This is a genomic window from Candidatus Villigracilis sp., assembly GCF_057083605.1.
The window spans coordinates 1-20,617 of the sequence record NZ_JBXMTI010000116.1; the positions used below are offsets into that span (position 1 = coordinate 1).

Genomic DNA, 20,617 nt, shown 5'->3' on the forward strand with positions numbered 1-20,617 from the left:
TGGTCGATCCAAGTGCAGTCGAGGTTATGGCTCCTACGCCGGATGCCAGAGTGACGCTGATCTCATGCCACCCATACCTGGTGGATATTCATCGCATTGTTGTGTCTGCTGTGTTGCAAAATCCTTAGGGCATCAAAGTATTGAATTAGCATCTAAGTTGAAATTTGGTGTGTGGGTTCTGGCTTTTTCAATCTCATTTATCTTGGTCACCTTGATTAAAAGCGATTTAGCTAGGACCGCCCTTTGCTATGCTTGTTGCTCACAAGCACAAATTGCTTTGTAAGGGTCAAACTAGTTTGCAATCTGCGTACATTCTTAACAGTACTGTTAGGGGATGTATCTTTTAACTTTCAGAATCGTTATATTGTTTATGAAGAAAGGAGTTGCATTATGTTCGTACTAGCAGTAGCTGTCAGCGTACTATTGCTCGCCCTGGCTGGTTCAGATCTGTTCGTTGCCCAGTACAGCCCGGATGAACTCAGCAACATGGGAGTTCAAGAACAATGATGGATGACAGCCCCATCCCCTAGCCCGACGCACATCGAAAGACGCGTCGGGCTTTTTTATTTAAGGTATGTTTCGCAAGGATGCGTCGCACTGCATAGGGGTTCATTAATTCAAACGTGCCAGTACGTCACTGGCCTCAAGTAAAAGGTAGTCTACCCCATCATATTTAAATTCAGTGCCGCTGTATTTGGCAAACAGGACTTTATCCTTCGGTTTGAGCTTAATACTCTCATCTTCGCCGATTGCGACAACCTGTCCCGTTTGAGGCTTCTCTTTTGCAGTATCAGGCAACAGCAGGCCCGAAGCGGTTTTATTTTCCTGCTCCAAAGGCTGGACGAGGATGCGAGTCCCTAGGGGTTGAATGTTGATCTTCGCCATATTAATTGATTCCCAGTAGTGAGTTGATCTGCGGGCGGTTGAACCCCACCACGATCTTTCCACCGATGTCGATCACAGGGACGCCCATTTGACCGGAGCGGCGCACCATATCGCGTGCGGCGGCCTGGTCGCGGCTGACATCAACGTCTGTGAACTTGATGCCCTTTTCGCGGAAATAACTCTTCGCCATGCTGCAAAATGAGCAAGTCGGTGTGCTAAACACCACAACTTTGGGCTGGACTTTCTGATCTGTCATTCAAATACCTCCAAAAAATTTGATTTACCCAAGACGAGGTTGTACAAAAATATATTACACTATGAAATATTAATGTTATATATGATTTTTGCGATTTTCCCGATTCTCCCTACCGAGCGGTAGGTTTTAACAGTTTGGGATATAATACACAAATCTCATATCGAGGAAATTACACATGGATTTTTCCCTTTCGCAAGAACATCAAATGGCGCAAAAAATGGTGCGGGATTTTGCCCAAAAAGAAATTACCCCTGTTATCAAAGAGTATGACCGCAAGCAGGAACCGATCCCCTTCGCACTCAAACGTATGGGCGAGCTTGGCATCCTTGGCATCTGCTTCCCCGTCCGTTATGGTGGCGCGGGCATGGATTACATCTCATGGGGTCTGGCCTGCGAAGAGCTCGAAGCAGTCGACACTTCCCTGCGCGTGGCGATGTCTGTGCATACGGGTCTTTGTTCGATGACTCTCTTTCAATGGGGAACGGAGGAGCAGAAACAGAAGTTCCTGGTTCCATTGGCGAAAGGCGAAATGCTGGGATGCGGTGCTTTCACCGAACCAGGCATGGGCTCGGATGTGGCGGCGATGGTGACTTCTGCAAAACGTGACGGCGACCATTACATTCTCAATGGCGAAAAGATGTGGATCTCCCTCGCATCCAAAGCGGACCTCGCGCTTGTTACCGTTAAAACGAATTCATCCACCCGTAAGCCTTCCGAAGGGCTTTCCACTTTTATCGTAGACTTGCACAGCGAAGGCGTGAAGCGGGGCGACTTGCACGGCAAGCTGGGTGTGCGCGCTGGTGCAACAGGCTGGCTTTCATTTACCGATGTGAAAGTCCCCGTTGCAAACCGCATTGGTGAGGAAGGCGAGGGATTCAAGATCACCATGTCTGGCTTTGACCATGGACGTTATACAGTGGCATCTGGCGCGACTGGTATTATCCGTGCAAGTTTGGAAGCAAGCATCAGCTATGCAAAGACGCGCAAGACCTTTGGCAAGCCTATCAGTGAACATCAACTCATTCAAGAGAAGATCGCGAAAATGTCACAGGATTATGAGATCGCACGCTTGCTTTATCTGCAAGCAGGCTGGTTGAAAAACCAAGGCAAGCGCTGCACACGCGAGACATCCTTCGCGAAGAAATTCGCTACCGAGGCATCATTCTCTGCCGCGAACGAAGCAATTCAAATCCACGGTGCGTACGGATACAGTGACGAGTACGATGTAGAGCGTTATCTGCGCAACTCCAAAGGCGCAATGATCTACGAAGGCTCAAGTGAAGTGCAGGTCTTGATCCAGGCAGGCTATGCCCTAGGCCTGCGTGAAGACAAACCACTCCGCTGCGAAGCGCCCGCATATGATGAGAAAGTGTGGCAAAGCTAACCGGTTAGAAAGTTATCAAGTTAGAACGTTCAAACGTTTTAACTTGCCAACCTTCAAACGCCAATGACCAAACCTCCATTTGCCTTTGTGCTCGTTTTCCTGCTCTTTAGTTTGCTGTTCCTCTCGAACAGCTACAAACTTTGGTTCAAAACAGATGAATACTACAAGGACTTGTACAACAGCCTCACCAACGAAAAGACTCCTTACCCGTTCAAGAGCTTCTTTTTGAAACGGCTGGAAAATAAGCGGAGTTGGTTATTTTGGCAGAAAGCGTTCAGTCTACTTGGGATTGTGGCAGTTCTTGGTGCGGATTTGTTAATGGTGATGGCGTATCTAGGATAATCTTGCAGCTGTTTATAGGAGTGAAAATGGAGTTTCTAAAAGCCTTTTGCATTGCAGATATTATTGACATCGTATTATTGATGATTGCAATAGTGAGCCTCGGTTTTACTTACAAACAACTTCGAGAGGGGCACAAAACGCAAAGCGCAGTCTTCTTCAAGGATTTATACACTACTTGGTTCGATGATCAAGACCTGCGCGAAGTTTTTTATAAAATCGAATATTCAACTTTTAAGTACAGAGATAAGTTTCATGGGTCAGAAATAGAGAAAAAAACTGACAAATTATTAAGCGTTGCCAATATGGTATGCCACTTAAGTATTGCGGGAAACATTTCCGAAAATGAAATGAAATTTTTCAGGTATGAATTTCTACGAATCTACGAAAACAGGGATATACAAAGATACTTGGATTACCTAAAATCTTGGTATAAGAAAAATAGATCTGGCGTTGACCCCTTTTCGAGTTTCGTTGAATATTGCAAAAATCACCAGTAGACATTGTGTCCAAGGAGTACATCTTGAAAATCATCGCATGTATCAAGCAAGTCCCTGACTCGGAGGCGAAAGTCAAGGCCGAAGGCGGGCAGGTATCTTGGGGGGACGCGCCTTTGGTCATCAACCCGTTCGACGAGTACTCAGTCGAAGGCGCGCTTCAGCAGAAGGAAACTTCAGGTGGAACGGTTACTGCGTTGTGCGTGGGGCCCGAGTCCGCGAAGGAAGCGCTCAAACACGCGCTCGCCATGGGCGCGGATGAAGCCGTCCTTGTCTCGGATGCAGCGTTGAACGATCTTGATACGGTCGGCGCGGCGAAAGTGCTTGCGGCTGCTATCCAAAAGATCGGCGAGGCAGATATGGTCATCTTCGGTCGGCAGACTCTTGACAACGGCGCGGGACTCACTCCTGCCCAAACAGCCAGAGTCCTCGGGTGGCCAATGCTTGGGTTGGCGGGCCAGATCAAAGTCGACGGTGGGAGCGTGCAGGTTGAACGAGTCATCGAAGAAGGCAGGCAAATCGTCAAAGCAAATCTGCCCGCCGTGCTCAGCGTCGTACAAAGCATTGGTGAGCCGCGCTATCCGTCGTTCATGGGCATCCGCAAAGCATCGAAAACAAATATTCCTGTTTGGTCATTGAATGATTTGGGTATCGCCGCACCCGCGCCCATTGTCACGCGCACAGAGTTAATGAACCCGCCCGTGCAGGAAACCGCCATCGAAATGATCACTGGCGAAAGCCCGGCCGAGATCGCCGAAAAACTTGCCGACAAAATCATCGCGGAGAAAGTTCTATGAAAACTTTTGTGTATATCGATCACTTCAAAGGTGAAGTGCAGCCGTCATCGTGGGAAGCGCTTGGCCTCGCAAAAAGTTTTGGCAGCGCAGTTGCGTTGGTGTTTGGTTCAAATGTAAATGAAGTAGCGAAAGCCGCTTTGGAATATGGCGCGGATGAAGTGCTCGTTGCGGATGATGCCTCACTGGGGGATTACCGCGCTGAAACGTATGCCTCCACCCTCTCCGCGCTCGCTTCTTCTCAAAGCCCGAACTTGATTCTGTTTCCGACGACTACCCGTACCCGTGAAATGGCTGCCATGTCTGCTGTGGATTTGAACACAGGCGTGCTGACCGATGTGACAGGCTTCGAAGCGAACGGCGATTCATTCGTTGCGACTCGTCCCATCTACGAGGGCAAGTTGATGGAAAAAACCGTCTGCTCTGGCAAGCCTGTCTTGGCAACCATCCGCGGACGTGCCTTCCCGAAACCGAGTCATGAAGCAGGAAAAAGCGGCACGATCACAAAAGTTGAAGCCAAAGGCGAAGCGAAATCAACAGTGGAAGGTTATTCTGCTTCTGAACATGCAGTCAACCTGGGTGACGCAGGCATCATCGTCTCTGGCGGACGTGGTGTTTCAAACAATCCTTCATTAACTCCGCCTGCTGGCATGGACGAAAAGCAAGCCGAAGTCTGGCGCGCCCAGCAAGGCTTCGCCCTCGTCACCGAGTTGGCGACATTATTAGGTGGCGCAGTTGGTGCAAGCCGAGCCGCAGTGGACGGCGGGTACATCACCTACGCCCATCAAGTCGGGCAAACCGGTAAAGTTGTTGCGCCTGACCTGTATATTGCTTGCGGTATTTCTGGCGCAATTCAGCACTTGGTCGGTATGCGCAATGCCAAGGTCATCGTCGCCATCAACAAGGACGCCGATGCCCCCATCTTCAAGCAAGCCCGCTACGGCGTGGTCGGAGATTTGTTCCAGATTCTCCCTGCGTTGACGGAGGCGTTGAAGAAGAAGCTTGGCAAGTAATTCGTAATACGTAATTCGTAAAAAGACCTCCGAAGTCGAAATGACCTCGGAGGTCTTTTTTGTCCTTTACATAAGGCATACTTGCCCTTTATAATCTGATAAAGTTGGTCAGGTTTCATTTAGGAGGATGCCCGATGAAATCCCGTTCATTCAATGTACTGATTGTTCTTGCCCTTATGCTCTCCCTGCTCAGCAACGCAGTGACCGTCACCCCGGCACGCGCGAACACAGATGCAATCCCTGTTACCGGCTCCAACTACAAGCCCGCCGCATTCCCTGCAAATACCTGGTCTCCTTTGCCAGATAATGGATTGAATAACCCGGTGTCCTCCATTGTTGCCATCGGGAACGACCTGTATGTGGGTGGCTATTTCACCCAGACCTCCGGCGGCGCGACAACGGGTTTGAACTACATCGCCAAATATAATATCCTCACCAATACCTGGTCACCACTGGCAGATAATGGGTTGAATTCAATCGTTAGTACTGTGTACGCTGTCGGAACCGATCTGTATGTGGGCGGCTTTTTCACTCAAACAAGTGGTGGCGCAACCACAGGCTTGAATCGCATCGCCAAATATGACACCCTCACCGATACCTGGTCGCCATTAGCTGAAAATGGTTTGAGCGGCAGCAGTGTGGCCGCCATGACGGTCATTGGCAGCAACCTGTATGTGGCGGGTAATTTCACCCAAACATCCACAGGCGCAACCACCAATTTAAACAATATTGCCAGATACAACACCGGCACGAATGCCTGGTCGGCGCTATCGGAGAATGGGCTGAATAGCACCTCGATCGCCCTGGCTGTCATTGGGAGCGACTTGTATGTGGGAGGTTATTTCAATCAAACTTCCACGAATGTGACCGCCGGTCTGAATCGCATCGCCAGGTACAACACCGCTACCAATACCTGGTCCGCATTGACGGACAGTGGAATGAATAATACAGTTGCCACCCTGACCCTCATTGGAAGCGATTTGTATGTGGGCGGCTATTTCACCCAAACCAATGGCGGCGCAACCACGGGCTTGAACCGCATCGCCAAATACAACACCGGTACCAATACCTGGTCCACACTGACGGATAATGGATTGGACGAGGCCGTGTTCGCCATACTTCCCATTGGAAGTGAACTTGCCATTGTGGGGCAATTCACCCAAACCAGCAGCGGCGCAACTACAGGATTGAATCGCGCGGCTATTTACGACCTTACCAGCAACATATGGTCCCCGCTGACCGATAATGGTTTGAATAGTATTGTATATGAGGTCATGACTGTCAATGGTGATCTATATATCGGAGGGGTTTTCACCCAAACCGCGGGCGGCGCAACAACGGGATTAAACCGCATCGCCCGCTATACAGTAAATGCGCCTCCCACTGTGGTTAGTCACACTTTGAACGCCAGTTACAACGCCAGTCCCAATTCGTTCACTGTTACCTTCAGCGAAGAAGTCGATAATTCGAGCGGTGGCGCAGGCGTGGATGATGTTACCAACACTAATAACTACAAAATCATCAACAAAGGCTCAAATGGAGTGCTGGAAACCACCTCTTGCACGGCATCCATCGGCGGTGATGACAGTGTGGTCCTCCCTAACAGTGTTATCTACGCTAATCCAACTGTCATTATCAATTTTGGCACTCTTTCCGTTGGTAGTTACCGTCTCTTTGTCTGCGGTACAACTTCCATAGTCGATCTGGCAGGAGTTGCCCTAGCAGGAAATGGAGCAACCTCCGGCACCGATTTCACCTTCGACTTCACCGTGGACACGGTAACATCCACACGCACCGAAAGGACCAGTGCCTCTGCCTTGCCGAAAACTGGTTTTGCCCCCAATCAGGTCACTACCCTGCAGCCTCAACCCGCTGACCTTGCCTACTCGAAACTCGGTGACATCTGGCTGGAAATCCCTGCTTTGAATGTCAAGTCCTCCATCGTTGGCGTGCCGCAAAACAAGGACAATACCTGGAACGTCAACTGGCTCGGCAACGACACCGGCTGGCTGAATGGCACTGCCTTCCCCTCCTGGGAGGGAAACTCGGTCATCACTGCCCATACCACCGATTCAAATGGGCTGCCCGGTCCCTTTGCGGATTTGAAGAAACTCAAGTATGGGAACCAGATCATCGTCCACATGTCTGGTCAGCAATACATCTTCGAAGTGCGCAATTCAAGGCTCGCGCGTCCTTACACCACCAGCTTTGCCTTCGAACATCTCGAAGATCATTCGTTCCTGACCCTCATCACCTGTCAGGGCTACAACCCTCTCAGCGATTCCTACCTCTTCCGTCGCGTGGTTCGCGCCGTGCTGGTGGAAGTTAAATAAAATTAGCTTTTATGCAAAACTAACCCCGAAAGATTATTTCGGGGTTAGTTTCATTAACAAATATAAGTAAAGTAGGAACTCTTATTGCACACTGGATCAGCGGCTATATTCCCACACATTCACATTATCGATAAGTACGGTTCCATCATATTGAACTGCAAACTCCAACTCGCCTTGCTGCAATCTTGAATCCTGGCTTGAAAGAATTTTATTGTTATCCACCGAAATTGTTATTTTGTCACCCACAGCTTCCATTTTCACGGTATACCAAACGCCCTCGTTGAACTCAAACAGGCGTGTGCTGGTGCCTTCAAAAGCTTCCAAGTCCCAATTATTTGCCGCATTGCCGTATCCCAATTTGATCTCTCCGCCTATGGGCGCTAAATACAAGGTGTAAGTTTGCGAGTCAAAGCTGCGAAAATTCAAGAGAAAACCATCAAAATTTTTGTAGTTAATTTGAAATTCGATGACACCATCTGAAAAATCGTTGGGCCCAAAAACGGCTGTAGTATTCCCGCTGCCTGTCCCACTCATTTCAAGCACTTGATTCCCCTTCTCATTCGTCACCTGCCACTCTTCGCTGCTAAACGCAAAACCGCTGACCTGCCCATTCTCAAAATCATTTTCGAAGATCAGGCGGAGTTCCCTATTTGTGGTACTTGTTGGCCCTGGTGTGGGCGTCCCTTCGAATAATTTCCAAAAGGCCGGGCTGGTCAACAGGGCTGCTATTACTGTTCCAGTCAACCCAATTAAGGCGATAATGATCGCTTTATCCATCTTTTCGCGTTTTGCCTTGGTCATGTCACAGCCTCCTGATCCTATTTGGAATTATTTTACTCGAATCTCCCTGTTATGGTTCAATCGCGTAAGATGCTCCAAATCCGTGTAGAATCAAGAAAACTTATCCCCATTAATAAAGAGATTATAGAAATGAAATTATTCAAAAATAAGGTTTTTTATGTCACGCTATTATTGTTTCTTATCATCTTAATGGTAGGGCTTGCTGTGTCGAATCTGGATATCACGCTCCGCTTCTACCATGCCTATCAAAACGAAACATTGACCATGGAAAGAATTCGTTTGGATCTCGCCTCTTTCAATCTTGGAAGAAAGTCACCTATTACACCGATTGATGCAAAAATTTCCGAATTGGATGGTATGGTACAGGTCTTTGTGCCAGAAGGCGATTTCTTGATGGGCAAAGGAGACGTCTATAAAGATGCTAATTCCCCTAAACACATTGTTTTCCTGGATGCATTTTGGATTGATAAAGTGGAAGTAAGCAATGCCATGTATCTGAAGTGCATGGCAGGCGGGGGTTGCACAGGGCTGGTTTCAGACAATATTTATTATGATAAATGGGCCTATCGAAATCACCCGGTAACCTATGTCACCTGGTATCAGGCAGACGAATACTGTCAATGGGCAGGCAGGCGTTTACCAACCGAAGCAGAATGGGAGAAAGCCGCGCGCGGAACGGATGGGCGCATGTATCCCTGGGGGGATAAGGCACCAAATCCGCGCCTCGCAAATTTCAGCGGGAGCATGATCTACGAAGCTGTTTCAGTGTATCGCTATCCTCTGGGAGCGAGTCCATATGGTGCGCTAAATATGTCCGGGAATGCACGTGAGTGGGTCAGAGATTGGTATGATCCGAAATACTACATTTCGTCTCCTTATGAAAATCCTCAAGGTCCCGAAATGGGAATAGAAAACTCCATGCGTAGCGGCTCCTATAACGAAGATGGACGCGAAATCGCAGTCACCAGCCGCTATCGGCACGAACCACAATCCGCCGGGCTAAGCCGGGGTTTTCGATGCGCTGAGAGTGCAAGTACAGAAACCAAATAACAAGGAATAGAATAACTTTTTTCAAACAATGCGGTTGATGAAATCTTCTGCGTTGTTTGAGTTAAGTCCTTATGGAGAGGCGAGTCAACCATTGGTACTAAAAGTACCTTTTTCTCATTACTGTTTTGCAAACCCAGGGTTAAGATAAACAAATCTTATTTTATCAAGGAGAAATAAATGTCAATGAAAAATTTAAAGATGGTTTTCGTTTTATTGAGCCTTATGGCAACAGCAGCAGCATGTGGGCTTCCCGCCTCCACAGATGCTACAGAAACTGTCCCATCAGAAGTAGCGGCTACAGGAGTTGTTACCGAGCCAAGCGCTCCTCCAACTGAGTTGCCCACGGCCGTTGAGCATCAGACCATCCCTGTCAATCTCCCAGATCAAGGCAGCGGGCAGGCGGGCGATTTTGATTCGTCAGTTGTTTTGTCAAATAATACTCTTGTTGGAGGGGATCGCTTCACTTTTGGACGTTTTGAACGTCCTTTCAATGCGAACACGATGGATATTTATTTTTCGCAGCTTGATATTGTCGATACTTCTGTTTTTGAAGATGATACCTGGATTTTTGGAACCATCAAAATCAAAGAACTTAATGCCAGCAGTGAAGTGGCAGGAAAATATGCAATTGAACTTGATACAAGTCTTGACGGAAAAGGTGACTGGCTGATCATCACATCCAAGCCCACATCGGCAGATTGGGATGTGAACGGGGTGCAAATCTTTGAAGATGCAAACAATGATGTTGGCAGTGAATTACCAACACTTACCGATGAACATGCAGTTGCCGGAGATGGTTTTGAATTTCTGGTATTCGACCAGGAACATGGCAATGACCCTGATTCCGCCTGGGCTCGCATTTCACCCAGCGACGCAAACACTATAGAAGTTGCTATAAAGAAATCTGTTTTGGGAGATACTAATAGATATCTCATCAACATGTGGGCGGGCTCGTCCTTGCTTGATCCTGCCTTGTTCGATATCAACGATCATTTCACCCACGAGCAAGCTGGTGCGGCGGATAAGGGACTCGAGTTCTATTACCCGATCAAGGAAGTTTCTGAGATTGACAACTCCTGCCGCATGGCGGTTGGCTTCCAACCGACTGGGAAGGAACCAGGATTGTGCGAAGCATTTATCCCGGTTGCGCCAGGTGAGGTCCCAGGCGGCCCATCGGGTTGCCAAGCCACAGATGCAGATATTAGCTCTTGTACTTCAGACCCATCCTACGCTTGGGATGCGGGAAGCTGTTCTTGTAAATACGTTGGCCCAAAATAAAATAACTATCATAAGTTAATATTCTTTCTCATCCCGCTTGAAGAAACAATTTTCAGGCGGGGTGATCTTTTAAACTTAGTAATGCATATAGCCCGCCAGCGGAGTATCAATATACTTATCAACTGCGTCCAGCAATCGACTAGAACTGGACTTCTGGCAAAAAGATAGCTACTTAATGTCTTAAATTTCTGTAAACAATTAAAGTGACTTATTCTTCTCCCCTACATTATCCAAATGTAAAGGAGAAGTTTTCCAGGGAGCGATGAGTGTATAATCTTCAAACTTAAATATGAATACTAAATCATTTACATCAATTGACAAAATCCACCCCCTGGTATGGCAAATCATTTGCCTGGTCATCTCTATTGTTTTTTATGTCGCAATACTGCAAAACCGTTCGCCAAATTTCCTGCGTCCATTGAGCATATCCATGCGCACAAGTTTTGGAGTGGTGATACTTATCACTACTCTTTTTATGTACCTGGCTTATCGAATTCCCGGAAAGATCGGCCAGTTAGTTGGTATGACCGCCACCCTGGCACTCTTTGCAATGCCTCTTGCGGGACTATGGGCTTCCGGTCTGACTCAGTCCATTGTCATCAGCGGCCTTATCCCTGTTAGTGATGCTACAAATTATTATATTGATGCATTACGTATCCTTAACGGAATGGATATTTCCAATTTTTCAGCAATGCGCCCATTCTTTCCGGGATTCCTTTCCTTCTTATTGGGCATAACAGGCCGAAATCTCATGTCTGCGGTTGGGATTCTCACCGCTTTAGCGGGTATGGCATCCTATATTGCTTCCAGAGAAATTCAAAAAACACATGGCACGGAACCTTCTATCATTTTCCTTATGTCCATGTTTTTGTATTTCCGCCTTCACAGTGGCACCACCTTATCTGAATCACTTACAGTAACAGTAAGTTTATTGGGAATTGCGCTTCTCTGGCAGGGAAAATATATGAACCAAGAGTGGCTCGTAGTATTTGGAATAATCGTTGCCACATTCGCCTTGAACATCCGACCCGGAGCGATGTTTGTTTTGCCCGCTTTTCTTCTTTGGGGAGGCTGGTATTTTCGTGGAGACAAAAAAATTTCAACCAGGTTCCTTATAATTGGCGGAGTTCTAATCGCATTTGTATTTTTCTTAAATACTCTTATGATAAAGTTTCTGGCCGGACCAAATGGCGTGGCCTTCGCAAATTTTTCATGGGCGTTTTACGGGCTGGCTTCAGGCGGAAATTCGTGGTCATATATCTTTCAAGCTCATCCTGAAGTATTTTCCCTGGGTGCACAAGAACAGAACCGAGCTATTTATAAGCTCGCCCTTGACTTGATCATTCAAAACCCTTTATTACTGGTCAAAGGCGCGTTTCAATATTGGAGGATGTTTTTTTCGAGCACATGGTACAACGCATATGCTTTCATAGCAGGGGATAATTTTATTATCAATGAGATTGCACGCTGGGGCATGTATTTCCTGTGCAGCATGGGTATTGTTAAATGGTTAAAGGATCGTAAAGATGAATATGCGAGTCTGGCTGTACTGACAGCATTGGGTGTGCTGGCGTCTGTGCCTTTTGTCCCTCCAACGGATGCTTATCGCGTCCGTCTTTACGCAGCAACTATTCCAATATTTGGTCTTCTCCCTGCAATGGGAGCAGCATATCTCCGCGACAGACTCAATTTTCGTATTTTTTCACAAGTTGGACTTGATATGGAGCGATCAAATTTGGCGGTCCAATTTAGCATATTGCTTATCACTGCACTATTAATCTCACCAATTCTGATCAAAACGAACAGTCAGCGGCCTCAAATCGAAGCTGCATCATGTCCATCAGATATGGATATGATCACCATCCGTTACGATGATGGCACATACGTCAACGTAACCCGGGAATATCTGGTTTATTTGGATTGGATGCCAAGTTTTCACATCAGTCAGTTTCGGCGCAATTCACATAGCCTGGCGGATATTAGTCTCATCCAGGCTATGGAGTCAATCACCCCTTCAAGCACTCTATTCTATGCACTTGATCTTCAAACTGACAGGGAAGCACTTGTCATTATTAGGACAGATGAATTGCCTACGCCAGGACAACTTCTTTCCATCTGTGGAAATTGGGATAATGATCAGAATCTAGGAAATTATGGAGTATTTCAGGCAAGTTTTGTGATTGGAAAGTAAGATATATTTCTTTGGAAGTTATTTTTTTACCTGGAATTCCCCCTCTTTATAGCCCTTCCTTAAAAAATTACCCGCAAATAAACACATGGTATAATTTCGCCAGCTTGAAATTGGAGAGGTCGCGTAGTCTGGCTTAGCGCGCACGCTTGGAAAGCGTGTAACCCACAAAGGTTCGCGGGTTCGAATCCCGCCCTCTCCGCTAGAATTGCTCCTCTTCTTGAGGGGCTTTTTGTTTTAGGTTCGCGGGCCTCCATTGAGGAGATAATATTCAAATCCCGCCCCTCTCCGCCAGTTGAGTACAAAAGACCCGATCGTCTGTGATCGGGTCTTTTGTACTTTGACTTTTACGGAGTGGGGGTTGCTGTTGCATTGACCACAAATGTTGGTGTTGCCGTTGGGTCTGGAGCAGGGAGCGGTGTGCCCGCAAAGATCAGCAGGTCTGTTTTAATGTCAGTGTGACCGGGTACATCCGCTTTGCTGGTGGAAATGAATTCATACAACAGGGATGATTCCCAACTACCAGCGCCGAGAATGTCTGTTCCGCTGGATTCGGCGTCGGCGCGGCGTGAACCGGCAATGATTCCTGCATAACTGCTTAAGTCGAGTTGCGCAGGTGAGATGGCTACATCCACTGAGTGGCAGGAGACACAGGAAAGCGAACCAGAATACCAAAGGTTGGCTTCCACGAAAAGGGGTTTCACTTCTTCGAAAGTAGATTCGCAATTCTGGCCGTTGATATCAACAAATTGGAATGCTTCCGTTTCAGAGGAACCATCTGTAACCCACGCGCCGATCAAATCCACAGCGGCGACGCGGCACTGACTGGGAACAGCAACTTCACTTACAGTGGAATCCATGGCGGGCAGAGTAGCTGGAAGGAGGGTTGGGATGGGTGTTCGCTCAACATCCTGCGCGCCGCGATTACAAGTTAATGTAAACCCACATGAATTGACATATAAAAAGCCAACCCATGCAATCAGGCCAAACACAAAAACTACCAAGGTGCCATAGATATATTTTCTTACATCATCATTCATTATGAGTGTCTCCCTATTGCCCTTCTGCCGATTTGAGCGTTCGGATGTAATTAACTACATCCCAGCGTTCACGAACGGTGAGGTTCTCGTTCAGAGGCGGCATTTGCCCGGAGAATTCGATATCAGGGAAGAGTGTGTTATTGGCGTTAAATATGCCATTGGAAATGGTAAGGAACAAACTGCCATCGCTCTTGCTCTGAACCAGTTCACTGGTGAGGTCGGCTGGTTTCTTCTTGACCAGGAAAGCGGAGATCGTTCCATTTCCCTGGCCTGCATCACCGTGGCACATCTGACAGTGAATGGCGTAAAGTTGTGCGCCGCGTGCAATGGATGTTTCATCTGCGGGCACGGGGTTGGCGGGAGCGCCCTCACCGGGAATATAAGCGGGGCCTTCTATCGGAATGGATTGTGCGGGCACAGGTAATGGAGCTTCCTGGGCGCCATAGGAGTCCTGGATTTCCATGAAGACGACCCAGTCAATTTTGATCACATCGTATGCAAAGATCGCCAATACGGCAACAAGCACGACAAGTGCCGCAGATACGACAACAAGTTGTTTAAAGAGTCTCATAGGTGTAACGCCTCCGCAGGCTTCACGGATTCAGCACCCATTTTTTTCAGGGCATCCGTAATTTTCTTTTCTTCAACATGCGGGCATTCAACCAGGATACAAATCTTCCCATCACTAACCTCAGGTACATACTTCATCGGGCGATAATTCGGGAAGAAGCTGTCTAAAAATACACCAAGGAAAGTGGAGAGTAACATGCCAAGCATGGTCAATTCGAACAACACAACGACAGTGGGAGGACCGGGGGTGAACGATTGACTACTTACCTGAATAGGGTACGGATAAAGGAATGGGACAATATAGGCAAGGAAGAATCCTCCTAAAAACCCCAAGGCTGCACCTCCAAGGGCAATGCGAGGAACGTTTGTCCATTGGTTCGGACGCCCGAGCATGGCTTCAGTAACGGGGATGCCCGAAATGACGTTCATGCAGTCATCGTGAACGCCGATGGAGCGGAGGTGGTCTATCGCATCGGCAGCAGGTTCGAGGTCAGGAAAGACCGCCAACAAATCTACAATTTCAGATTCAGCCATTTCGTCCTCCTACTCCAATTCGCTGACCGTGACAACGGTCTCGCGTCCAAATTTCTTGAGTTCGTGCGCCATTTGGCCTTCCTGCACTTCCCAAACTGGAATGAGTGGTATCAGTCTGGATGCCGCCATATAAAGCAGGATGAAAAAAGCAAGCGTGCCAATACTCATCGGAACTTCAATACCGGGTTGATACAAACGCCAGGTGAACGGCATACGATTGATGCTGACAGAAACAGGGATGATGATGTAACGCTCGAACCACATACCGACATTGATCAGCAAACCAACCGTGAAAACGATCCAGGGTGTGGAGCGCCATTTGACATTCCATAGTACAGCCCAGGGAATTGCGACATTGAAGATAAGCATGGCGAACCACATCCAGCCCATGGGACCGGCTTCGTGGAAGTGCAACAATTGTTTTGTCCACTTGTCACCGCCATACCATTGCACCATATAGTCATTGAAGAAGAAATACGCCCAAGCCATGGAGATGATCAGCATAAGTTTAGCGATGGCTTCAAAGTGTTCAGGCCGAATGAAGTATTTCATATTTTTCATGGTGCCTCGCACAACTGCCAGTACCATAATGACTGCGCCCATACCCGAATGAAGAGCGCCAACTACGAAGTATGGCCCAAAGATGGTAGAGTTCCAGCCGGGACGGGTTGCAGCGGCGAAGTCCCAAGACACGATGGTATGTACCGAGAACATGACCGGGATGATCGCAAATGCAAAGATGTTCATCGCATGGCGAAGATGTGTCCACTCACCCTCTGTGCCGCGGAAGCCAAGCGCGAGAACCTTATAGAAGGTTTTGCGCCAGCCAGTGGTAGTGCGGTCACGCGCCATTGCGAGGTCTGGGATAAGCGGCAGGAACAGATACATTGTGGATGAAAGTAAGTATGTTGTGATGGCCAGCAGGTCCCAGGAAAGTGGGGAATGGAGGTTGGGCCACAACATACGCTGATTGGAATACGGGAAAAGCCAGTAGGCCAGCCACACACGGCCCATGTGCATAAAGATGCTGAAACCAGCCTGCACCAAACCGAAGGTGGTCATCAACTCTGCGGCACGAGTGAATGGACGACGGAACTCAGCCTTGAACACGCGCAGGATGGCGGAGATGAACGTCCCCGCGTGGCTGATACCGATCCAGAACACGGTGTTGACCAGGAAAATGCCCCAATAGTCCGGGCGCATCACACCGGCCACTCCCTGGCCCTCTACAATCAATACACCCCAGTCGTAAAACAGGCATACAGCAACGATCACACTCAAGACCGCAAAGACCACCCAGAATTTCCATGAGGTAGTATGCATGGATTCCATCACCATTTCATTCATTTGACCGCGCGGAAGCGGGTCGAGCATCAAATGCTTTTCACGGAGATGTTCCTCGCTGTGGCCATGATGCCCACTTTCAGCGTGAACATTCTCTGCTTGTTTGTTATATCCAGCCATAATTACCCTCCCTTGAAGTAGGTCACGTTGGGAAGCGTGCCAAGTTCTTCAAGATGCTTTATACCGTGAGTTTGCTTCCCCAATTGAGAAACAAGGCTTTTGGGGTCGTCCACACGCCCAAACGTGATGGCATTTGCAGGACAGGCTTGAGCGCAAGCGGTGGTGAATTCACCATCTACAACTTCGCGGCCTTCTGATTTTGCCTTATCCTGCGCCTTGTGGATGCGCTGGATGCAGAAGGTGCATTTTTCCATCACACCCTTGCGTCGGACAGTAACATCAGGATTAAATTGATTAGGCAGAGGTTCGGGGCGTTCATAATCGCGCCAGTTAAAGGAGCGAACTTGATACGGGCAGTTATTACCACAATAACGCGTGCCCACGCATCGGTTATAGGTCTGCAAATTCAGTTGTTCGGCTTGTGAATGCGTGGTTGCAAACACAGGGCAGACCGGCTCGCAAGGTGCGCTGCCACATTGCTGGCACATCATCGGCTGGTTGGGCGTCATCTTCACTTCGGGATATTCACCCTCCCAAAAGCGTTCGATGCGAATCCAATGCATCGTGCGGCCATAGCCCGCATCTTTTTCACCAACAAAGGAAAGGTTATTTTCCATCGCACAGGCCGCCACACAAGCCTGGCAGCCGGTGCAAATATCCTGGTCGATAACCATACCCCACTTGCCAACATGCTCTTCACCCATTTTTACTTCGGAAACTTTTAATTCAATCGCCATGATTATTACTCCTCGCCGAGACCAATGCGATACACGCCCATCAGACTTTCGAGGCGCGAAAGCGGTTTCGTTTTACCGGTCTTTTCAACTTTGACTTTCATACCAGCAAAAGCCAGATCACCGGCCTCATTAAAGTGTTGACCAATCAGATCAGTGGGATTGACGCCGCGATTTTCAGCATATCTGCCATAAGCAGTGTGGCCCTGACCAAATGGCATCGCGATCGTATCGGGGCGGATAGCTGGGTACAAATAAACGGGCACTTCCAACTCCCCGGCCTCACTCACGATCTTCACCACATCGTCATTCTCGATTCCAAGTTCATGGGCGGTGGCGGGGTTCATCTCAACCCATGTATTCCACATGACAGTGGTGGTGGGGTCGGGCAATTCCTGTAACCAGGGTTTGTTCGCGCCAGCTTCGGCCAAAGTCGGCGAAACGAATGGGACGAAGAAGAACTCGCCCTCGCCGGCAAACTCCGCTTCTTCAGCGGCGATGTTACGGTTGAGCACATCCGCCGCACTGGGAACACCGCGCGCATCAGATAACTTCCAATAGCCGCCATGCTGCTGGAAATAAGCCATGAAAGTAGGGACATCCAGCGCCGAGATGGAGCCATCTGCTTCGCTCATCAAAAGACTAACTTTGCTTTGCAGGAATTCGACTTCATCCTTGAATGGAAGCGCTTCCACAAATTTACCGCCAGCCAATTGAGCCGCAGCGATCAATACATCTGCAGTTGCGCGGGTGTTGTAATAAGGTGAGACGACTGGCTGTGCACCTGATAATACAGGTTGAGCAGAGCCGGTAGCTACACGCTGGTAACCCCAGGATTCAAGTCCATGATGATCGGGGAAGACATAATCTGCTTCGAGCGCGGTTTCATCCGGGAAGGTTGCAAATGAAATGATCTGCAAAACATATTTGCTCGCTCCGCCAAAATCAAGCGAGGCCGGCAATTCAAAGAGCGGATTGACGCCGTGCACAAACAGCACTTTGATCTTGCCATCACTCATCTTTTGGACAAGTTCCTGCATTTCCTGAGCAGAAGCAGGGCGCTGATATTCTGTCTGGTTTGGAGCAAGGGCTGAGAGATATACGCCGCCGGGTTTGCCGAAATTATCAGAGATGGCATTCAAGGCAAGAACGGCCTCAGCAACAGCGAGGCCATTACTCTGCCCCAGCGCCGCACCGCCGGGAATGGCAAGCGCACCAGTGGAGCTGGCGAACATCTCGGCTAGGTGCTCGAGGGTTTCAAGTTTGATGCCTGATTTCGATGCAACATCGATTGGGTCCACACCTGCGAAAGCGCGGGGTTCAGGGCCGCCGCGAATCTCAGAGGCGAGTTTGCCGATTGCAAGCGCAACCAGAGCCTCAGTCCCGGGGCGAAGCGGGATCCATTCATCCGCCTTGCCACCCGTTTGAGACATGCGTGATTCGAACTGCACAAATTTTCCGCGTTGTTTGGTTTTGGCTTCGCGCAGGCCAGCAAACCCACGAGTGTAGGAAACGGGCGAGAGCCAGGTTTCAAGGAAGTTTGCGCCAAAAGAGAAGACCACCTGCGCCCCACCCACATCAAAGAAAGGCAGGCTGGCTTCACCGAAAAGATTCTCCGCGGCTTTGCTCAACGTGGCGCGGGCTTCGAACATGCCTAAAGCACCAAAACGAACAGGGGCATTCATGCCGGTTGTATTGGCAAGATCAGTTACCAGGTCAAAGAGATGATCGGGAGCCATGCCCATTAAGAAGGCGATCTCTTCAGGCTTGTTATTTTTGAGAGCGTCAGCCACTACTTGAATAGCGGCATCCCAATCCATATTTTGTGTGGAGTCGCTACCGCGTGAACTGCGTTTCAGCGGGTCAGTGACTCGGTCTGGATTGTATAAACCGTGCAGGGTTGCCTGCCCGCGCGCGCAGGTCTTGCCAAGGTTAAGCGGATTATCCGCATTGCCCTCGGTCTTGATCGCGCGGCCTTGCATGGTGCGGACGATGAGTCCGCATCCGGCCGCACATTCGCGGCATGTTGTGGCGTAATAAGTGCTCTGGCCGTTATAGTTGTATTCGGGCATCTGCATATACGGTTCACGCTTGACATAACGCGAGGCAGGCCCACAACCGGTGAGGATGGCAGTGGTTGCCGCGCCTACACCAGCCAGTTTTAGAAAATCACGCCGGGAAAATTGTTCGCTCATATTGATTCCTTTCGCCCGGTCTAATAATGACAAGTGCCACAGTCGCTGAGTTTGACCAGTTTTTCCTGATCTTCACCAGCCGTTTCAATGTGACAATTCAAACACCACCCCATATTGAACACCTGCGGATTTTCCGCAATGGTCACTTTGGACATGTCACCGTGGCAATCTTCGCAATTCTTCCCTGCCGCAATATGTGCCCGATGATTGAACTGAACGAAATCCGGCACCTGAGCCACAGGAACCCATTCAATGGGTGTGCCGCTCTCCACCGCATTCTTCAATGGGGCAAGAAGTGCGCTGGTCTCTGTTTTGGCGATCTGGTTATGGCAGCCCCAGCATTTTGCCTGTGAGGGGATGCCCGCTGAAGGGCCCTTCGACGCGCCTGGATGGCAGTATAAACACTGGATGCCAAAGGCAACATGAGTCCGATGAGGAAATTGAATGGGCTGTGCAGGCGGCTGTTGGGTCGTATAAAGACCGTATGCCACCAAACTGAACAGCGCCAGGAAAGCGATCCCCACCGCGATCAGACCGAGAGGCTGTATCAGCCAGTCAAAAATTCTTTTGATCATGGATGCTCCTGAAATGGACTTACTGCTTCTCGCATCGTTTCTGAATTTTCAAATGCGAAAATGCAGGTAGTAATAAAGATTTTGGTCTAACCAATTACGCAGTACTCTGTAAGCGCAACGCCGCCGATATGAATACGGCGGCGAAGGCTAAATTACTTATTCTAATGTAACGAAAACAAAAGCATGAAGAGAATGCAGCATGATATGAATATACATAAAACCCGTCCCGACGACCATCAGGACGAGAATAGGTAATATTACTTTCATGAATACTTCCATGACACTCTCCATAATAACAATTGCTGAACCCCGCCAGCAAATAACTCGGCGGATTATACATCGAACGTGTAAAAAAGTACATATAAGGGCTAAATTATGGACTTTTGATGCGTGATACAATTATAACTAACAAAATGATGAAAGCAAATCATATTTTTGGAATCCTCGTCTCATTGTTCGTCATCCTTGTCTTTGCCCTGGTGATCACAAATTTTAACAAGCCAGTTGCATTTGCGCAAAATACGGATGCGGTCTCGGTGATACAACAAATCACTCCCACCCCAGGTGTGGAGGACAAATCTGAGATCGGCTCAACAGATGGCATCCTGGTGATGGGCATTGTCATCGTGGTGATCGTCATCACGCCCCTTTTGTTTCGCAAAAAAAAGAAATAAAAAAAATTCCGCT

The 20,617-nt window shown here is 48.6% G+C and carries 20 protein-coding genes and 1 tRNA gene; 11 read left to right on the forward strand and 10 right to left on the reverse strand.

Annotation, left to right across the window (positions count from 1 at the left end):
• Positions 1–612: 612 nt before the first annotated feature.
• Both AC14M5_RS17465 and AC14M5_RS17470 read right to left on the reverse strand, forming a co-directional pair.
• Positions 613–885, reverse strand: a complete 273-nt coding sequence (locus AC14M5_RS17465) for a co-chaperone GroES (protein WP_484030979.1) — start codon at positions 883–885, stop codon at positions 613–615.
• A 1-nt stretch (position 886) separates the two neighbouring features.
• Positions 887–1,141 (reverse strand): glutaredoxin family protein, encoded by a 255-nt coding sequence (locus AC14M5_RS17470; protein WP_484030980.1) that lies wholly within the window; start codon positions 1,139–1,141, stop codon positions 887–889.
• Between the two features lie 175 nt (positions 1,142–1,316).
• Here AC14M5_RS17470 and AC14M5_RS17475 point away from each other — a divergent pair, with 175 nt between their 5' ends.
• The 6 genes from AC14M5_RS17475 (at position 1,317) to AC14M5_RS17500 (ending at position 7,501) form a co-directional block, all read left to right on the forward strand.
• A complete protein-coding gene (locus tag AC14M5_RS17475) occupies positions 1,317–2,525 on the forward strand; it encodes an acyl-CoA dehydrogenase family protein (RefSeq protein ID WP_484030981.1) in 1,209 nt (402 codons plus the stop codon).
• A 63-nt stretch (positions 2,526–2,588) separates the two neighbouring features.
• Positions 2,589–2,867 (forward strand): hypothetical protein, encoded by a 279-nt coding sequence (locus AC14M5_RS17480; protein WP_484030982.1) that lies wholly within the window; start codon positions 2,589–2,591, stop codon positions 2,865–2,867.
• A 26-nt stretch (positions 2,868–2,893) separates the two neighbouring features.
• Positions 2,894–3,364 carry a hypothetical protein gene (locus AC14M5_RS17485; protein WP_484030983.1) on the forward strand — a complete coding sequence of 157 codons (471 nt, stop codon included), beginning with the start codon at positions 2,894–2,896 and terminating at the stop codon, positions 3,362–3,364.
• Positions 3,365–3,387: 23 nt separating this feature from the next.
• Complete coding sequence (locus AC14M5_RS17490; protein WP_484030984.1) at positions 3,388–4,158, forward strand: electron transfer flavoprotein subunit beta/FixA family protein; 771 nt, start codon at positions 3,388–3,390, stop codon at positions 4,156–4,158.
• Positions 4,155–5,168: an electron transfer flavoprotein subunit alpha/FixB family protein gene (locus AC14M5_RS17495; RefSeq protein WP_484030985.1), complete on the forward strand. Its 1,014-nt coding sequence runs from the start codon at positions 4,155–4,157 to the stop codon at positions 5,166–5,168. The genes AC14M5_RS17490 and AC14M5_RS17495 overlap by 4 nt, the downstream gene beginning before the upstream one ends.
• Before the next feature lie 134 nt (positions 5,169–5,302).
• The gene (locus tag AC14M5_RS17500; protein WP_484030986.1) at positions 5,303–7,501 is read left to right on the forward strand and encodes a sortase domain-containing protein; all 2,199 of its coding nucleotides are present in this window, start codon (positions 5,303–5,305) and stop codon (positions 7,499–7,501) included.
• Between the two features lie 96 nt (positions 7,502–7,597).
• Here AC14M5_RS17500 and AC14M5_RS17505 read toward each other — a convergent pair whose 3' ends face one another.
• On the reverse strand, positions 7,598–8,302 hold the full coding sequence (locus tag AC14M5_RS17505) for a LamG domain-containing protein (RefSeq protein ID WP_484030987.1): 705 nt from the start codon (positions 8,300–8,302) through the stop codon (positions 7,598–7,600).
• Between the two features lie 129 nt (positions 8,303–8,431).
• Between AC14M5_RS17505 and AC14M5_RS17510 the strand changes: the two genes are divergently transcribed.
• The 4 genes from AC14M5_RS17510 (at position 8,432) to AC14M5_RS17525 (ending at position 13,020) form a co-directional block, all read left to right on the forward strand.
• The gene (locus AC14M5_RS17510; RefSeq protein ID WP_484030988.1) at positions 8,432–9,352 is read left to right on the forward strand and encodes a formylglycine-generating enzyme family protein; all 921 of its coding nucleotides are present in this window, start codon (positions 8,432–8,434) and stop codon (positions 9,350–9,352) included.
• A gap of 177 nt (positions 9,353–9,529) precedes the next feature.
• Positions 9,530–10,630 (forward strand): hypothetical protein, encoded by a 1,101-nt coding sequence (locus tag AC14M5_RS17515; protein ID WP_484030989.1) that lies wholly within the window; start codon positions 9,530–9,532, stop codon positions 10,628–10,630.
• Between the two features lie 289 nt (positions 10,631–10,919).
• On the forward strand, positions 10,920–12,821 hold the full coding sequence (locus AC14M5_RS17520) for a hypothetical protein (RefSeq protein WP_484030990.1): 1,902 nt from the start codon (positions 10,920–10,922) through the stop codon (positions 12,819–12,821).
• Positions 12,822–12,933: 112 nt separating this feature from the next.
• Positions 12,934–13,020 (forward strand) — tRNA-Ser (locus AC14M5_RS17525).
• Between the two features lie 145 nt (positions 13,021–13,165).
• On the opposite strand, the gene AC14M5_RS17530 is transcribed toward AC14M5_RS17525, so the two are convergent.
• From AC14M5_RS17530 to AC14M5_RS17560, 7 genes are read right to left on the reverse strand one after another with little or no spacing between them, the layout of a single operon-like run.
• Positions 13,166–13,858 (reverse strand): hypothetical protein, encoded by a 693-nt coding sequence (locus tag AC14M5_RS17530; protein WP_484030991.1) that lies wholly within the window; start codon positions 13,856–13,858, stop codon positions 13,166–13,168.
• 13 nt (positions 13,859–13,871) lie between these two features.
• A complete protein-coding gene (locus AC14M5_RS17535; RefSeq protein WP_484030992.1) occupies positions 13,872–14,429 on the reverse strand; it encodes a c-type cytochrome in 558 nt (185 codons plus the stop codon).
• Complete coding sequence (locus tag AC14M5_RS17540) at positions 14,426–14,962, reverse strand: quinol:electron acceptor oxidoreductase subunit ActD (protein WP_484030993.1); 537 nt, start codon at positions 14,960–14,962, stop codon at positions 14,426–14,428. The genes AC14M5_RS17535 and AC14M5_RS17540 overlap by 4 nt, the downstream gene beginning before the upstream one ends.
• Positions 14,963–14,971: 9 nt before the next feature.
• Positions 14,972–16,426: an NrfD/PsrC family molybdoenzyme membrane anchor subunit gene (nrfD, locus tag AC14M5_RS17545; RefSeq protein ID WP_484030994.1), complete on the reverse strand. Its 1,455-nt coding sequence runs from the start codon at positions 16,424–16,426 to the stop codon at positions 14,972–14,974.
• A 2-nt stretch (positions 16,427–16,428) separates the two neighbouring features.
• Positions 16,429–17,163 carry a 4Fe-4S dicluster domain-containing protein gene (locus AC14M5_RS17550; RefSeq protein WP_484030995.1) on the reverse strand — a complete coding sequence of 245 codons (735 nt, stop codon included), beginning with the start codon at positions 17,161–17,163 and terminating at the stop codon, positions 16,429–16,431.
• A 5-nt stretch (positions 17,164–17,168) separates the two neighbouring features.
• On the reverse strand, positions 17,169–19,355 hold the full coding sequence (locus AC14M5_RS17555) for a molybdopterin-dependent oxidoreductase (protein WP_484030996.1): 2,187 nt from the start codon (positions 19,353–19,355) through the stop codon (positions 17,169–17,171).
• A gap of 20 nt (positions 19,356–19,375) precedes the next feature.
• Positions 19,376–19,930 carry a cytochrome c3 family protein gene (locus AC14M5_RS17560; protein ID WP_484030997.1) on the reverse strand — a complete coding sequence of 185 codons (555 nt, stop codon included), beginning with the start codon at positions 19,928–19,930 and terminating at the stop codon, positions 19,376–19,378.
• A 386-nt stretch (positions 19,931–20,316) separates the two neighbouring features.
• Between AC14M5_RS17560 and AC14M5_RS17565 the strand changes: the two genes are divergently transcribed.
• The gene (locus AC14M5_RS17565) at positions 20,317–20,604 is read left to right on the forward strand and encodes a hypothetical protein (RefSeq protein ID WP_484030998.1); all 288 of its coding nucleotides are present in this window, start codon (positions 20,317–20,319) and stop codon (positions 20,602–20,604) included.
• Positions 20,605–20,617: the final 13 nt, after the last annotated feature.

What these genes read in the sequence shown, in the direction of transcription:
- AC14M5_RS17465 (WP_484030979.1), bottom strand. Translation starts at nt 885, where the DNA reads ATGGCGAAGATCAACATTCAACCCCTAGGGACTCGCATCCTCGTCCAG.
- AC14M5_RS17470 (WP_484030980.1), bottom strand. Translation starts at nt 1,141, where the DNA reads ATGACAGATCAGAAAGTCCAGCCCAAAGTTGTGGTGTTTAGCACACCG.
- AC14M5_RS17475 (WP_484030981.1), top strand. Translation starts at nt 1,317, where the DNA reads ATGGATTTTTCCCTTTCGCAAGAACATCAAATGGCGCAAAAAATGGTG.
- AC14M5_RS17480 (WP_484030982.1), top strand. Translation starts at nt 2,589, where the DNA reads ATGACCAAACCTCCATTTGCCTTTGTGCTCGTTTTCCTGCTCTTTAGT.
- AC14M5_RS17485 (WP_484030983.1), top strand. Translation starts at nt 2,894, where the DNA reads ATGGAGTTTCTAAAAGCCTTTTGCATTGCAGATATTATTGACATCGTA.
- AC14M5_RS17495 (WP_484030985.1), top strand. Translation starts at nt 4,155, where the DNA reads ATGAAAACTTTTGTGTATATCGATCACTTCAAAGGTGAAGTGCAGCCG.
- AC14M5_RS17500 (WP_484030986.1), top strand. Translation starts at nt 5,303, where the DNA reads ATGAAATCCCGTTCATTCAATGTACTGATTGTTCTTGCCCTTATGCTC.
- AC14M5_RS17505 (WP_484030987.1), bottom strand. Translation starts at nt 8,302, where the DNA reads ATGACCAAGGCAAAACGCGAAAAGATGGATAAAGCGATCATTATCGCC.
- AC14M5_RS17510 (WP_484030988.1), top strand. Translation starts at nt 8,432, where the DNA reads ATGAAATTATTCAAAAATAAGGTTTTTTATGTCACGCTATTATTGTTT.
- AC14M5_RS17515 (WP_484030989.1), top strand. Translation starts at nt 9,530, where the DNA reads ATGTCAATGAAAAATTTAAAGATGGTTTTCGTTTTATTGAGCCTTATG.
- AC14M5_RS17520 (WP_484030990.1), top strand. Translation starts at nt 10,920, where the DNA reads ATGAATACTAAATCATTTACATCAATTGACAAAATCCACCCCCTGGTA.
- AC14M5_RS17530 (WP_484030991.1), bottom strand. Translation starts at nt 13,858, where the DNA reads ATGAATGATGATGTAAGAAAATATATCTATGGCACCTTGGTAGTTTTT.
- AC14M5_RS17535 (WP_484030992.1), bottom strand. Translation starts at nt 14,429, where the DNA reads ATGAGACTCTTTAAACAACTTGTTGTCGTATCTGCGGCACTTGTCGTG.
- AC14M5_RS17540 (WP_484030993.1), bottom strand. Translation starts at nt 14,962, where the DNA reads ATGGCTGAATCTGAAATTGTAGATTTGTTGGCGGTCTTTCCTGACCTC.
- nrfD (WP_484030994.1), bottom strand. Translation starts at nt 16,426, where the DNA reads ATGGCTGGATATAACAAACAAGCAGAGAATGTTCACGCTGAAAGTGGG.
- AC14M5_RS17550 (WP_484030995.1), bottom strand. Translation starts at nt 17,163, where the DNA reads ATGGCGATTGAATTAAAAGTTTCCGAAGTAAAAATGGGTGAAGAGCAT.
- AC14M5_RS17555 (WP_484030996.1), bottom strand. Translation starts at nt 19,355, where the DNA reads ATGAGCGAACAATTTTCCCGGCGTGATTTTCTAAAACTGGCTGGTGTA.
- AC14M5_RS17560 (WP_484030997.1), bottom strand. Translation starts at nt 19,930, where the DNA reads ATGATCAAAAGAATTTTTGACTGGCTGATACAGCCTCTCGGTCTGATC.
- AC14M5_RS17565 (WP_484030998.1), top strand. Translation starts at nt 20,317, where the DNA reads ATGCGTGATACAATTATAACTAACAAAATGATGAAAGCAAATCATATT.